The organism is Streptomyces sp. NPDC046831 (assembly GCF_040645305.1).
Classification (GTDB): Bacteria; Actinomycetota; Actinomycetes; order Streptomycetales; family Streptomycetaceae; genus Streptomyces.
In genome coordinates, this window is record NZ_JBEYXZ010000009.1 from 1 (window position 1) to 13,300 (window position 13,300).

General features: G+C 73.0%; 10 protein-coding genes and 1 pseudogene. 3 read left to right on the forward strand and 8 right to left on the reverse strand.

Annotated elements, in window-relative coordinates; all coding sequences use genetic code 11:
* A pseudogene (locus ABZ920_RS10715) lies at positions 1 to 261 on the reverse strand (hypothetical protein); the annotation flags it as partial.
* Between the two features lie 73 nt (positions 262 to 334).
* Positions 335 to 1,129, reverse strand: coding sequence for a carbon-nitrogen family hydrolase (locus tag ABZ920_RS10720; RefSeq protein WP_361501463.1), 795 nt, complete (start codon positions 1,127 to 1,129; stop codon positions 335 to 337).
* A gap of 221 nt (positions 1,130 to 1,350) precedes the next feature.
* On the opposite strand from ABZ920_RS10720, the gene ABZ920_RS10725 reads away from it, so the two are divergent.
* Positions 1,351 to 2,175 (forward strand): maleylpyruvate isomerase family mycothiol-dependent enzyme, encoded by an 825-nt coding sequence (locus ABZ920_RS10725; protein WP_361501466.1) that lies wholly within the window; start codon positions 1,351 to 1,353, stop codon positions 2,173 to 2,175.
* Between the two features lie 323 nt (positions 2,176 to 2,498).
* On the opposite strand, the gene ABZ920_RS10730 is transcribed toward ABZ920_RS10725, so the two are convergent.
* Both ABZ920_RS10730 and ABZ920_RS10735 read right to left on the reverse strand, forming a co-directional pair.
* On the reverse strand, positions 2,499 to 3,797 hold the full coding sequence (locus ABZ920_RS10730; RefSeq protein WP_361501469.1) for an MFS transporter: 1,299 nt from the start codon (positions 3,795 to 3,797) through the stop codon (positions 2,499 to 2,501).
* Entirely contained in the window at positions 3,794 to 4,444 is a 651-nt protein-coding gene (locus ABZ920_RS10735) for a GntR family transcriptional regulator (RefSeq protein WP_361501471.1), read from the reverse strand. The genes ABZ920_RS10730 and ABZ920_RS10735 overlap by 4 nt, the downstream gene beginning before the upstream one ends.
* Positions 4,445 to 4,630: 186 nt before the next feature.
* Here ABZ920_RS10735 and ABZ920_RS10740 point away from each other — a divergent pair, with 186 nt between their 5' ends.
* Positions 4,631 to 5,533: a D-alanyl-D-alanine carboxypeptidase gene (locus tag ABZ920_RS10740; RefSeq protein WP_361501474.1), complete on the forward strand. Its 903-nt coding sequence runs from the start codon at positions 4,631 to 4,633 to the stop codon at positions 5,531 to 5,533.
* Positions 5,534 to 5,966: 433 nt separating this feature from the next.
* Here ABZ920_RS10740 and ABZ920_RS10745 read toward each other — a convergent pair whose 3' ends face one another.
* The 3 genes from ABZ920_RS10745 to pdhA are packed head-to-tail and all read right to left on the reverse strand — an operon-like array spanning position 5,967 to position 9,673.
* On the reverse strand, positions 5,967 to 7,427 hold the full coding sequence (locus ABZ920_RS10745) for a dihydrolipoamide acetyltransferase family protein (protein WP_361501477.1): 1,461 nt from the start codon (positions 7,425 to 7,427) through the stop codon (positions 5,967 to 5,969).
* 10 nt (positions 7,428 to 7,437) lie between these two features.
* Positions 7,438 to 8,418 carry an alpha-ketoacid dehydrogenase subunit beta gene (locus ABZ920_RS10750; RefSeq protein ID WP_361501480.1) on the reverse strand — a complete coding sequence of 327 codons (981 nt, stop codon included), beginning with the start codon at positions 8,416 to 8,418 and terminating at the stop codon, positions 7,438 to 7,440.
* Between the two features lies 1 nt (position 8,419).
* The gene (pdhA, locus tag ABZ920_RS10755; RefSeq protein WP_361501483.1) at positions 8,420 to 9,673 is read right to left on the reverse strand and encodes a pyruvate dehydrogenase (acetyl-transferring) E1 component subunit alpha; all 1,254 of its coding nucleotides are present in this window, start codon (positions 9,671 to 9,673) and stop codon (positions 8,420 to 8,422) included.
* A 566-nt stretch (positions 9,674 to 10,239) separates the two neighbouring features.
* Here pdhA and ABZ920_RS10760 point away from each other — a divergent pair.
* Positions 10,240 to 11,256, forward strand: a complete 1,017-nt coding sequence (locus tag ABZ920_RS10760; RefSeq protein WP_361501486.1) for a phosphotransferase — start codon at positions 10,240 to 10,242, stop codon at positions 11,254 to 11,256.
* Between the two features lie 161 nt (positions 11,257 to 11,417).
* Here the strand turns inward: ABZ920_RS10760 and ABZ920_RS10765 are convergent, their stop codons facing one another.
* Positions 11,418 to 13,058 carry a protein kinase gene (locus tag ABZ920_RS10765; protein ID WP_361501489.1) on the reverse strand — a complete coding sequence of 547 codons (1,641 nt, stop codon included), beginning with the start codon at positions 13,056 to 13,058 and terminating at the stop codon, positions 11,418 to 11,420.
* Between the last annotated feature and the right edge of the window lie 242 nt (positions 13,059 to 13,300).

Sequence of the window (13,300 nt, forward strand, 5' to 3'; positions counted from 1 at the left end):
ATCGACCAGCCCGATCAGACCGTGCAGGGTCAGGATCAGACGGAGGGTGCGGCGGCTGACGGTGACCGCGCGCGGGTCGTTCGGGATGTACAGGCCCGCGGGGCTTTCCCGCGGGTCACCGACCCGCCCTTTCCGTGCGTCTCTCGCGGCCCGGATCAGCTCCGCCAGGGCCGAGAAGCGGCTGCCGGGCGCGCGGACGCCGTCCGGCACCGTCTGCCGCGGCACGTCGCCGTCGAGGGCGCCGGATCGGCCTGGGGCCACGGGGCCGGCTCGCGGACCGGTCACGCGGCCGGCCACACGAACAGCGGCCGCACCCGGGGCCACGGGCCCGGCGTCACCGCCGCGGCGGCTCCAGCCCCAGCACCCTGTCCTTCAGGGCCGGGAACTGCTCCCGTGTCGTGGCCGTCCGGCCCGGGTCGAAGTCCACCGTGAGGACCTGCTCCTCGTGCCCCGCCTCGGCCAGCACCTCGCCCCAGGGGTCCACCACGATCGAATGACCTGCCTGGGGAACGCCCGCATGCGTACCCGCCGTTCCGCACGCGAGTACGAACGCCTGGTTCTCCACCGCCCGCGCCTGCGCCAGCAGCGTCCAGTGCGCGCGCCGTCGTTCGGGCCAGCCGGCCGGGATCACCAGGGTCTCGGCCCCGTCGGCGACGAGTCCGCGGAAGAGCTCGGGGAAGCGCAGGTCGTAGCAGGTGGCCAGGCCGAGTGTGGTCTCGGGCAGACGCACCGTCACCTTCTCGTGCCCCGCGCCCATCAGCACGGCCTCGCCCTTGTCGAAGCCGAAGCGGTGGATCTTGCGGTAGGCGGCGGCCAGGTCACCGGACGGGGCGAAGACGAGGGAGGTGTTGTAGAGGGTGCCGTCCGTGTCGCGCTCGGGGACCGACCCGGCGTGCAGCCACACGCCCGCCTCGCTCGCCGCCTTCGCCATCACCTCGTACGTGGGCCCTTCGAGCGGCTCGGCCTCGCTGCCGAACTCCTCGAAGGCGAAGGCCCCGGTCGTCCACAGCTCCGGCAGGACGACGAGGTCGGCGCCCTCCTGCTCGCGCACCAGCGCGGCCACCCGCTGCCGCCGCGACACGACCGATTCGCCCTCGTCCACAGCGATCTGGATCAGCGAGGCGCGCACACTACCACCGTCCTGACACTAGGGCCGTCCACACGGGCCTACGATCGTCACACGAAAGCACTGCCGGGGTGCTCCACAGCAGCGTAACTTGGGGGCTCCCCCTGTTCGAGGGCAGCCGCGAGCTTGGGGGAGTTCGACGACACCCGCCGACAGCAGCCACCAGCCCACTGGCATTGCCGTGACAACCTGCCCGTGTACCGACCGCCGAGGGGTCCCGTTCCGTGAGTCTGCATCCCACCCTCCAGCCCTACGCCGACGCCTGGACTCACTCCGTCGAAGCGATATCCGAGCTGGTGCAGCCGCTCGTGGAGGGCGAGTGGAACCGGCGGACCCCGTGTCCCGGCTGGTCCGTCCGCGACGTGGTCTCCCACGTCATCGGCCTGGACTGCGAGGCGCTCGGCGACCCGCGCCCCATCCACACCCTCCCGCGCGACCTGTTCCACGTCACCAACGACCACCAGCGGTACACGGAGATGCAGGTCGACGTCCGCCGCCACCACACGGCGCCGGAGATGACGTCGGAGCTGGAGTACACGATCATCCGCCGCAACCGCCAGCTGCGGAACGAGTCCCGCGACCCCGGGACGAAGGTGCGCGGGCCGCTCGGGACGGAGCTGACCCTCGAAGAGGCCATGCGCTACCGCGCGTTCGACATCTGGGTGCACGAGCAGGACCTGCGCGCGGCCCTCGGCCGCCCCGGCAACCTCGACTCCCCGGGCGCCCACGTCGCCCGGGACTACCTGCTCGGCGAGCTGCCCCGCGTGGTCGCGGAGAGGGCGGACGCGCCGCGCAGTTCGGCGATCGTCTTCGACGTCCACGGTCCCGTGGAGTTCCTCCGCACGATCCGCGTGGACATCCAGGGGCGCGGCACCCTGGAGACCGCTCCGGCTCTCGGGCCGGCCGCCGCGCTCACCATGGACTGGGAGACCTACGTCCGCCTGGCCTGCGGCCGCGTGAGCCCGGAGGCGGTCGCGGACCGGGTGAAGACGGAGGGCGACCCGGACCTGGTGGCGGCGATCCTGCGCGACTTCACGGTGACGCAGTAACGGCACGCGGCGACCGACCGCGCTGCGGCCCCCGGCGCCCCGTGCGCCTCCCCGGCCGGCGTCCCGGCCGGGGGTAGCCCACCTCGTCGGCGAGGGGCGTCCCGTGCTCGCGGGCGGGGCGAGTGCGTAGGGCGGCCGGCCGGCGCCGGGCCGCGGCACTCCGTTGACGCAGGGGGCGGCAACCCGGCCGGCGCAGGGGCGCCCGGCCGCACGGACCCGCGCACTTCGGGCGCACCCGCGCCGTCACACCGGGACGCGCGCCGTCACACCGGGACGCGCGCCGTCACGCCGGGAGGTGCACCCTCACGCCGGGACACGCGCCGTCACACCGGGACGTGCACCGTCTCCACCCGGCTGGCCACCAGCCGCTCCTTCTCCCGCCGGGCCGCCCGCCTGCGCAGCCGCAGGATCTGGCTGACCCCGAGCGCCTGGAGCACGAACACCGCCGAGAAGGCGACCCGGTAGTCGTCCCCGGTCGCGTCCAGCAGCACCCCGATCGCCAGCAGCGTCGTCATCGAGGCGATGAAACCGCCCATGTTGGTGATGCCGGACGCCGTCCCCTGTCGCTCCGGCGGGTTCGCCGGCCGGGCGAAGTCGAAGCCGATCATCGAGGCCGGACCGCACGCCCCGAGCACCGCGCACAGCACGAGGAGCAGCCACATCGGCGCGTGCCCGGGCCACGCCAGCGTCACCGCCCACAGCAGGGCCGTCGCGGCCACCGTGCCGAGCGCCAGCGGCAGCCGTGCCGCGTGGTGCCGGGCGATGATCTGCCCGTACACGAGCCCGACGAGCATGTTCGACAGCACGACCAGCGTGAGCAGCTCCCCGGCCGTGGCCCGTGACAGCCCCTGCGCCTCGACGAGGAACGGCAGGCCCCACAGCAGCAGGAACACCATCGCCGGGAACTGCGTGGTGAAGTGCACCCACAGGCCGAGGCGGGTGCCCGGCTCCCGCCAGGAGGCGGCGATCTGCCGGCGGACGTAAGCGGCGCCCTGGTGCGGCACCGGCTCCGGTTCGAAGCCCTCGGGGTGGTCCTTGAGGAACAGGGCCAGCAGCACCAGGACGACCACGCCCGCCAGCGCGCTGCCGGCGAACGCCGCCGTCCAGCCGGCCGTGTGCAGCAGCCGGGCGAGCAGCAGCGTGGACACCAGGTTGCCCGCCATGCCGACCAGCCCGGCGAGCTGGGCGACGAGCGGCCCGCGCCGGGCGGGGAACCAGCGCGTGCCCAGCCGCAGCACGCTGATGAACGTCATCGCGTCGCCGCAGCCGAGCAGCGCGCGGGAGGCGAGCGCCGTGCCGTACGACGGCGAGAACGCGAAGCCGAGCTGCCCGACCGTGAAGAGCACGACGCCGATGCCGAGCACCTTCTTCGTGCCGAGCCGGTCGACCAGGAGGCCGACGGGTATCTGCATGCCGGCGTAGACGAGGAGCTGGAGGATCGAGAACGTGGACAGGGCGGAGGCGCCCACGTGGAAGCGGTCCGCGGCGTCGAGGCCGGCCACCCCGAGCGAGGTGCGGAAGATGACGGCGACGAAGTAGACGGCGACGCCGATGCCCCAGACGGCGACGGCCCGCCGCCCGCCCGGGGGATCCCCGGGCAGCGACACGGACGGCGAACTCATCGGACCTCACCCCGCGCCAGGTGGGAGAACCAGCCGACGTGGCGGTGGACGACGCCGACGGCCGCCTCCGCGTCGCCGGAGCGCAGCGCGTCCAGGATCTCCTCGTGCTCGGTGAGCGTCTTGGCGATCCGGTCGGGGTGGGAGTGCATGACCGCGACGCCCATGCGCAGCTGCCGGTCGCGGAGCTGGTCGTAGAGCCGGGAGAGGATCTCGTTGCCGGCGCTGCGGACGATCTCGGCGTGGAAGCAGCGGTCGGTGACGGCGGCCGCCGCGAAGTCCCCTTCGGCGGCCTGCCGCTTCTGCCGGGCGAGCAGCTCCTCCAGCCGCTCGACGAGACCGGGCGGCGCGGGGACGGCCTTGCGGGCGGCGTGCTCCTCGACCAGCAGCCGGGTCTCGACGACGTCCGCGATCTCCTGCGCGGAGACGGGCAGCACCAGGGCGCCCTTCTTCGGGTACAGCCTGATGAGCCCTTCGGCCTCCAGCCGCAGCAGGGCCTCGCGCACCGGTGTGCGGGAGACCCCGACGGCCTCGGCCAGCTCACCCTCGGTCAGGAGCGTGCCGCCCTCGTAACGGCGGTCCAGCACTCCTTGTTTGACGTGGGTGTAGACGCGGTCGGCGGCGGGTGGTTGCTTCACGGCCAGGGTCATGTCCACAGAATAGATACAATAGGTACGCATCACCGGTACGGTCCAGCATGCGGACCCGCCGAAAATCACCCGGACGATCGCGCAACCTTCGGGGCCTTTCGCCTGTCACACAACTGTGGCCCTTCTCCATGGGGACTCAACTGGGCCGCACCCTAGGGGCAGTCGACACCAATCGGGGTACCTCACTTGAAAACCGGCATCCAGGGCTTCCGTTTCCACCGCGCCGCCGCCGTCGCCTTGACCTCCGGCGCCGTGCTCGCCACCGGAGCCCTCACCGCGGCGCCCGCCCAGGCCGTCAGCACGCCCTCGATCGTTGCCAAGGGCGGCTACGTCATGAACGACGTGAGCGGGACGTCGCTGTACATGAAGGGCGCCGACACCAGGCGCTCCACCGGCTCCACGACGAAGATCATGACCGCGAAGGTCGTGCTCTCACAGCCGAACCTGAACCTCGACGCCAAGGTCACCATCCAGAAGGCGTACAGCGACTACGTCGTCCGCAACAACGCCTCCCAGGCCCACCTCATCGTCGGCGACAAGGTCACGGTCCGTCAGCTGCTGTACGGGCTGATGCTGCCGTCCGGCTGCGACGCCGCCTACGCCCTGGCCGACAAGTTCGGCTCGGGTACGACGCGGGACGCGCGTGTGAAGTCGTTCATCGGCAAGATGAACACCGCCGCCCGCAACCTCGGCCTGCAGAACACCCACTTCGACTCGTTCGACGGCATCGGCCAGGGCTCCAACTACTCGACGCCGCGCGACCTGACGAAGATCGCCAGCAGCGCGATGAAGAGCGCCAACTTCCGCGCGATCGTGAAGACGAAGTCGTACACGGCCAGGACGGTCACCAAGACGGGCAGCACCCGCACGATGGCTCCCTGGACGAACACGAACACGCTGCTGAGCAGCTACAGCGGCGCCACCGGCGTGAAGACCGGCTCCGGCCCGGAGGCCGGGTACTGCCTCGTCTTCGCCGCCACCCGCAACGGCAGGACGGTCATCGGCACGATCCTCGCCTCCTCCTCGGCCTCGCAGCGCTCCTCGGACGCGACGAAGCTGCTGAACTACGGTTTCGCCAAGCTGGGCTGACGCTCGCTCACCCGCTCCCGGACGGGCCCGCCGCACCCGCGGCGGGCCCGTTCGCGCAGGCCGGCACCCTCGCCCGCTGCCGGCGGCCGGGGCTATCGCCGCAGCGGCCTGGGCACGACGGTGATGCTGCGGGCCGGGGAGTGTCCGATCGTCCGCGCTCGGCGCAGGCGCACGGACGTCGCGGTCGGTGTGGAGGACGACGCGGAGCGCGGGACCGTCCTGCTGAACGCGCCGCGTAGGGTGCGGCGCGGCCGACGCCGCGTCGAGGACGGCTCGGGCGGCGCCCGGTTCCCCGCGCGTGCGCGCAGGTGGCCGGCCGGACCCTGGGCGTCCGGGCCGGACGTCACGGTCCGGCCGGCATCCGCGCGGGAGCCGCGCACCCCGGGACGGGATGCGCGGCTCCGTGTCTCGTGCGCGGCGGTGCCGCCGGGCCCTACGCCCAGGTGATCAGCCGCTTCGGCTGCTCCAGGACCGCCGCCACGTCCGCCAGGACCTTCGAGCCCAGTTCGCCGTCGACCAGGCGGTGGTCGAAGGAGAGGGCCAGGGTCGTGACCTGGCGCGGCTTGACCTTGCCCTTGTGCACCCACGGCTGGAGCTTGATCGCGCCGACCGCGAGGATCGCCGACTCGCCCGGGTTCAGGATGGGCGTGCCGGTGTCGACGCCGAAGACGCCGACGTTGGTGATGGTGACCGTGCCACCCTGCATGGCCGCCGGGGAGGTCTTCCCCTCGCGGGCCGTCGCGACCAGGTCGCCGAGAGCCTCGGCCAGTTCCGGCAGCGTCTTGGCGTGCGCGTCCTTGATGTTCGGGACGATCAGGCCGCGCGGCGTCGCCGCCGCGATGCCCAGGTTGACGTAGTGCTTCTGCACGATCTCCTGGTTGGCCTCGTCCCAGGACGCGTTGATCTCCGGGTTGCGCCGGATGGCCACCAGCAGGGCCTTGGCGATCAGCAGGAGCGGGTTGACCCGCAGGCCCTGCATGTCCTTGTCCTGCTTGAGCTCCTCGACCAGCCGCATCGTCCGCGTCACGTCCACCGTCACGAACTCCGTGACGTGCGGCGCCGTGAAGGCGGAACCGACCATCGCCGCCGCGGTCGCCTTGCGGACGCCCTTGACCGGGACGCGGGTCTCCCGCGCGCCGTCGAACGTCACCGGGGCGGCCGGGGCCGCGGGAGCGGCGGCCGGGGTGCCGGTCTCCGGCTCGGCCGGCCGCGGCGGGGCCGTCGCCGCCGCCACGGCGGCGTGCACGTCCTCGCGGGTGATGACGCCGTCGGGGCCCGAGGGCACCACGGTCGACAGGTCCACGCCCAGGTCCTTGGCCAGCTTGCGCACCGGCGGCTTGGCCAGCGGCCGGGCCTCCGCCACGGGCGCCGCGGGGGCGGCCGGAGCGGTCGCGGCCGGCGCGGGGGCCGCGCCGTGGCCGTTGAGCTCCGTCTGGATCGCCGTCGCCGCCTGCGCGGCCGTGGCGTCCGGGCTCTTGCGGGGACGGCGCTTGGTCGAGGACGCCGAGACGCCGTAGCCGACGAGGACCGGCTGGCGGCCCTGCGGCTTGTCGTCCTCGTCCTTGTCCGCTGCCGGGGCCGGGGCCTGGGCGGCCGGAGCGGCGGCCTGGGCCGGCACCTCGGCGGGCGCCCCGCCTGCCACGTCCACCGCGATGATGGGCGTGCCCACGTCCACCGTGGTGCCCTCGGGGAACCGCAGCTCGCGCACCACGCCGTCGTAGGGGATGGGCAGTTCGACGGCGGCCTTGGCCGTCTCGACCTCGCACACCACCTGGCCGTCGGTGACGGTGTCACCCGGCTGGACGTACCACTTGAGGATCTCCGCCTCGGTGAGCCCCTCGCCCACGTCCGGCATCCTGAACTCGCGCACGGACGCTTCCGTCATCGTCGTCACGACCTTCTCCTCAGTACGCCAGCGAGCGGTCGACGGCGTCGAGCACGCGGTCCAGGTTCGGCAGGTACTCCTCCTCCAGGCGGGCCGGCGGGTACGGCGCGTGGTAGCCGCCGACGCGCAGCACCGGGGCCTCCAGGTGGTAGAAGCAGCGCTCCGTGATCCGGGCGGCGATCTCGGCGCCGGAGCCGAAGAACACCGGTGCCTCGTGCACGACGACCAGGCGGCGGGTCTTCTCCACCGACGCCTGGAGGGAGTCGAAGTCGAGCGGGGAGACCGAGCGCAGGTCCAGGACCTCCAGGGACTTGCCCTCCTCGGCGGCCGCCGCAGCGACCTCCTGGCAGAGCTTCACCATCGGGCCGTACGCGGCCAGCGTCAGGTCCCTGCCCTCGCGGACGACCTGCGCCTTGTGCAGCGGGCCGGGGATCGCCTCCGGGTTGACCTCGGACTTGTCCCAGTAGCGCCGCTTCGGCTCGAAGAAGATCACCGGGTCGTCGCTCTGGATGGCCTGCTGCATCATCCAGTAGGCGTCCGACGCGTTCGACGGGGTGACGATCTTCAGGCCCGCCACGTGGGCGAACAGCGACTCGGGGGACTCGGAGTGGTGCTCGACCGCGCCGATGCCGCCGCCGTAGGGGATGCGCACCACGACCGGCAGCTTCACCTTGCCGAGGGAGCGCGCGTGCATCTTCGCGAGCTGCGTGACGATCTGGTCGTACGCCGGGAAGACGAAGCCGTCGAACTGGATCTCCACCACCGGGCGGTAGCCGCGCAGGGCCAGGCCGATCGCGGTGCCGACGATGCCGGACTCCGCGAGCGGGGTGTCGATGACGCGGCTGTCGCCGAAGTCCTTCTGCAGACCGTCCGTCACCCGGAACACGCCGCCGAGCTTGCCGACGTCCTCGCCCATGATCAGGACCTTGGGGTCGGACTCCAGGGCACGGCGCAGCGACTCGTTGATCGCCTTGGCCAGGGCCATCTTCTCCGCTGCCATGTCAGACCCCCTCTGCGTCCGCGAACGACGCCTGGTAGGCGGCGAACTGGGCGCGCTCCTCGTCGACGAGCGCGTGCCCGTCCGCGTACACGTTCTCGAAGATGGCGAACCGGTCCGGGTCGGGCATGGCACGGACCGCTTCGCGCACCCGCTTGCCCAACGCCTCGCTCTCGCTCTCCAGTTCCGCGAAGAATCCCTCGTCCGCGTGGTTCGAGGCCTCCAGGTAGCGGCGCAGGCGCAGGATCGGGTCCTTCGCCTCCCACGCGGCCCGCTCGTCGTCGTGGCGGTAGCGGGTCGGGTCGTCGGAGGTGGTGTGGGCGCCCATGCGGTAGGTGTACGCCTCGACCAGGGTCGGGCCCTCACCGCTGCGGGCGCGCTCCAGCGCCCACTTGGTCACCGCCAGGCAGGCCAGCACGTCGTTGCCGTCCACCCGGACGCCGGGGAAGCCGTAGCCCTGCGCCCGCTGGTAGAGCGGGACGCGGGTCTGCTTCTCAGTCGGCTCGGAGATCGCCCACTGGTTGTTCTGGCAGAAGAACACCACGGGGGCGTTGTAGACCGCGGAGAAGGTGAACGACTCGGCCACGTCGCCCTGGCTGGAGGCGCCGTCGCCGAAGTAGGCGATGACCGCCGAGTCCGCGCCGTCCTTGGCGACGCCCATCGCGTAGCCGGTGGCGTGCAGGGTCTGGGAGCCGATGACGATCGTGTACAGCTGGAAGTTGTTGCCGTTGGGGTCCCAGCCACCGTTGTTCACGCCGCGGAACATGCCCAGCAGGTTCGTCGGGTCGACGCCCCGGCACCAGGCGACGCCGTGCTCGCGGTAGGTCGGGAAGACGTAGTCGTCCTCGCGGGTGGCCCGGCCGGAGCCGATCTGGGCGGCCTCCTGGCCGAGCAGCGACGCCCACAGGCCCAGTTCTCCCTGGCGCTGCAGGGCGGTGGCCTCGGCGTCGAAGCGGCGGGTGAGCACCATGTCGCGGTACAGGCCGCGGAGCTCCTCGGGCGTGATGCCGGCGACGTACGCGTCGTACTCCGCGTTCTCGACCCGCTCGCCCTCGGGCGTCAGCAGCTGCACGAGCTGGGGGTCCGCGGTGCCGGTGTCCTTCTTGGCGGCCGTGCGGGTGGTACGGGTGCCGCGCCGGGTGCCGGTGGCCTCGGCCGCCGCCGCGCCGGTGCCGGCCGTCTTCTTCGTGCCGGTGCTCCCGGCCTTGCTTCCGGCGCTGCGGCGCGGTGTGCGCGGGGCAGTGCTCTCCACGGTCACGTGTGCTCCTCCGTCGGTCCGGCCCCCGGGGTTGCCGGCAGGCCTGGGGTTCCCCCCGCTCGTGAGAGCTGGGGGAAGGCTCACCTGCCCGGCACCCAGGCACGGGGTGGGTGCCACTCGGCCGGGAACAGGCGTGACAGGTGCCCCGGCGAGCGCCCTGCAACAGTCACGTTACCCAGTGCTCCACATTTCTGTGAAACCCCTCCTGAGCTGCGTTTTTGCTTGGATTTCCAAGTATTTCGCCAGGAGGAAGTCCAACCATCGCGCAGGCTTCGGGGCAGCCGCTGGTCACAGCCTTGCAGGGGGCCGGAACACGGGCACGTTATCCCGGTGGACCTGGCCACGGGAAGAGTTCAGCCGGGGTACGCGCTGCTCCTGTCGTGGGACGGCCGGCGGGTCGGGCGTGGCGGCCCCGGCGGGTCGGGCACGGCGGACGGAGCGCACCCGGAGCGGTTCGCATGTGACCGGAAGCGACCGGTGACGACTGTGTGTGACAAGCCGCAGCTCAGAGGGGTCCGACGGTGCCCTAGCATCAGCGCGTGCCGCGCCCTTGTGTACCACCCCCCATGCCTCACGCGCCCCCGTTACGGGCCTTGCTCAAGCAGTACTCCGCCGGTTCCGCCCTCACCTGCGAGCCGGTCGACCAGGGGCTGCTCAACCGGGGCTACCGGCTGCGCACGACCCGGGGCCGGTACTTCCTCAAGCACCACTTCGACCCCGACACCGCCGACCCCGCGGCCATCGCCCGCCGGCACCGGGCCACCGAGCGCCTCGCCGACCTGGGCGTGCCGGTGGCCCCCGCGCTCCCCGGACGCGACGGGCGCACGGTCGCCGTCGTCGGCGGCCACGCGTACGCCCTGCACCCCTGGGTCGACGGCGGGCACCGGCACGGCGGTCAGCTCACCACCAGCCAGTGCGGGCGGCTGGGGGCGCTCCTCGGCGCCGTGCACGCCTGCCTGGAACGCGTGATGCCCCCGAAGGGGCGCACCCGCCCCGCCGCGGGCCCCCACCCGGTGGAGAGCGCCGACCCCGCCGGCACCTTCGCCCTCATCGACGGCCTGCTCGCCCAGGTCCGCCGGCACCGCCCCGGCGACGCCTTCGACGCGCTCGCCCGCCACCGGCTGCTGGAGCGCCGCGCGCTGCTGGAACAGCACGCGGACCGGCGTCCCCCGCCCGGCGGCCCGGTGGGCTGGGTGCACGGCGACTTCCACCCGTTCAACCTGCTCTACCGGGGGGACGCGCCCGCCGCGATCGTCGACTGGGACCGGCTCGGCGTGCAGCCGCGCGCGGAGGAGGCCGTCCGCGCGGCCGCGATCTTCTTCGTCCGGCCCGCCGGCACCCTGGATCTCGTGAGGGTGCGGGCGTACGCCCGCGCGTACCGGCGCGCGACCGGCGCCACCCCCGCGGAACTCGCGGCGGCCGTGCACCGCGTGTGGTGGGAGCGCCTGAACGACTTCTGGATGCTGCGCTGGCACTACGAGCGGGGCGACACCCGGGCGGACCCGCAGTTCCCGGCGGCCTCGGCGCTCGTGGTGTGGTGGACGCGGCGCTACGACGCGGTGTGCGGCGCGTTCGCGGAGTGAGGCGCCGTCAGCCGGCACCGGCCCACCGGGCTCGCCGCTCCGCCCTCCGCGCGCGGCCGCGGGAACGGCACGCGCGCGTGCGGCCCACCGGGGTCGCACGCGCGCTGTCAGCCACCTGTGGCGTCAGGACGAGGCCGGGGGACGGCCGGTGCCGGTGGCCTTCACGGCGTGGTGCCGCCGATCACGGCGCCGGCCGTGGAGCCCGCGTTGGTGCCGCCGTCCGTGGTGCTCCCGTTCGTGGTCCCGCCGCTCGCGCCGCCGCCGTTGGAGGTCCCCCCGTCCGAGGTGCCCCCCTCGGTGCCGCCGTCCGCCGGGTCCGAGGGCTGCGACTGCGAGGGCGTCGGGTCCGACGGCTCGTCGGTCGGCTGGGGGCCGGACGGCTGCGACGGCGTGTACGACGGCTCGGACGACGGCGTCCAGTGCGATCCGGAGCCGCCCGAGTAGCCGCCGTCGTCCGTCTCCGTGTCCGACGGCCCCTTCGACGCCTCGTCGCTCGGGCTGGAGCTGGACCGCGGGCCCCCGCTGGACGGTGTGCTCGACGGCGACGTGGTGGTGCCGTTGCCGCCGCCCTCGCCCTTGCCGCCGGTGTTCTGCAGCGCCAGGGCCACGCCGGCCACCACGGCGATCACCGCGAGCACGGCGAGGATCCACAGCTTGCCGCGGCCGCTGCCCTGGTTGCCGTTGCCCTCGAAACCGCCGTCGTCGCGGTTGCCGTAGCCGGCGGGCAGGATCGGCTGGGGGATCTGCGTGGTGCCGGAGCCGGCGTCGCCGGCGTGCGGCAGTACGGCCGTGCCCGCCAGGCCCGCCGCGGGAGTGTGCCGGCCGTCGTGCGCCGTCACCGGGCCGGTGTTCCAGCTGCCGGTGTGACCCCCCTGCTCGTACAGCATCTGCAGCGCGTACTGCACCATTCCGCGCATTTCCTCGGCCGTCTGGAACCGGTCGTCGGGCTCCTTGGCGAGGGAGCGCATGACGAGGCCGTCGAGCTCCGGCGGGCAGGCCTCGGCGACCGCGGACGGCGGCGACGGGATGTCCTGCACGTGCTGGTACACCACCGACAGCGGGGTCTCACCGGTGAAGGGGGGCCGCAGCGCGAGGAGTTCGTAGAGCAGGCAGCCGGTGGCGTACAGGTCGGAGCGGTGGTCGACGGCCTTGCCGAGGGCCTGCTCCGGGGAGAGGTACTGCGGGGTGCCCATCACCATGCCGGTCTGCGTCATCGTCGTGGACGCCCCGTGCAGGGCACGGGCGATGCCGAAGTCCATCACCTTCACGGCGCCGTTGTGCGTGATGATGACGTTGGCCGGCTTGATGTCGCGGTGCACGATGCCGTGCTGGTGCGAGTACGCCAGCGCCTCCAGCACGCCCGAGACGATGATGAGGGCCTGTTCCGGTCCCGGCGCCTCCGCGTTGAGCAGCAGATCGCGGATGGTGCGGCCCTCGACCAGCTCCATGACGATGTACGGCACGGCCTGGCCGCCCGCCTGGTCCTCGCCGGAGTCGTACACGGCGACGATCGCGTGGTGGTTCAGGCCGGCCACCGACTGTGCCTCGCGGGTGAACCGGGCCTTGGAGACCGGGTCTTCGGCGAGGTCGGCGCGCAGCAGCTTGACCGCCACCGTGCGGCCGAGACGCACGTCCTCGGCGGCGAACACCTCCGCCATGCCGCCCCGGCCGAGTCTGCGGGTCAGCCGGTACCGGCCGTCGCCGACAAGCCCGCCGTTGCCCCACATCTCCGGCGCGTCCGACATGCCGCCGCCGGACGCCTCGGGGTCGGACGGGCCCTGGGCGCGCTGCGTCTGTGCCATCGGTCCTCGCCGTCGTTTCTGCCCGCGGTGCGCGCGGTGTTGTCACGGTCTCCGTCGGCCACGCTACAGGCTCCGCGCAAGCCGCCGGTCCAGGTTGCGTGCGGGGACCGGCCCGAGACGGACCGGCCATCAAACCTCGTACGGGTGCGGTCGTGCAAATCCCGTATACCGGCCCCGCGCCCGCTGTAACGCTTCCGCGACGCTTCTTTCGCGTACGGTCACGGAACGGGCACCGAGCTTGA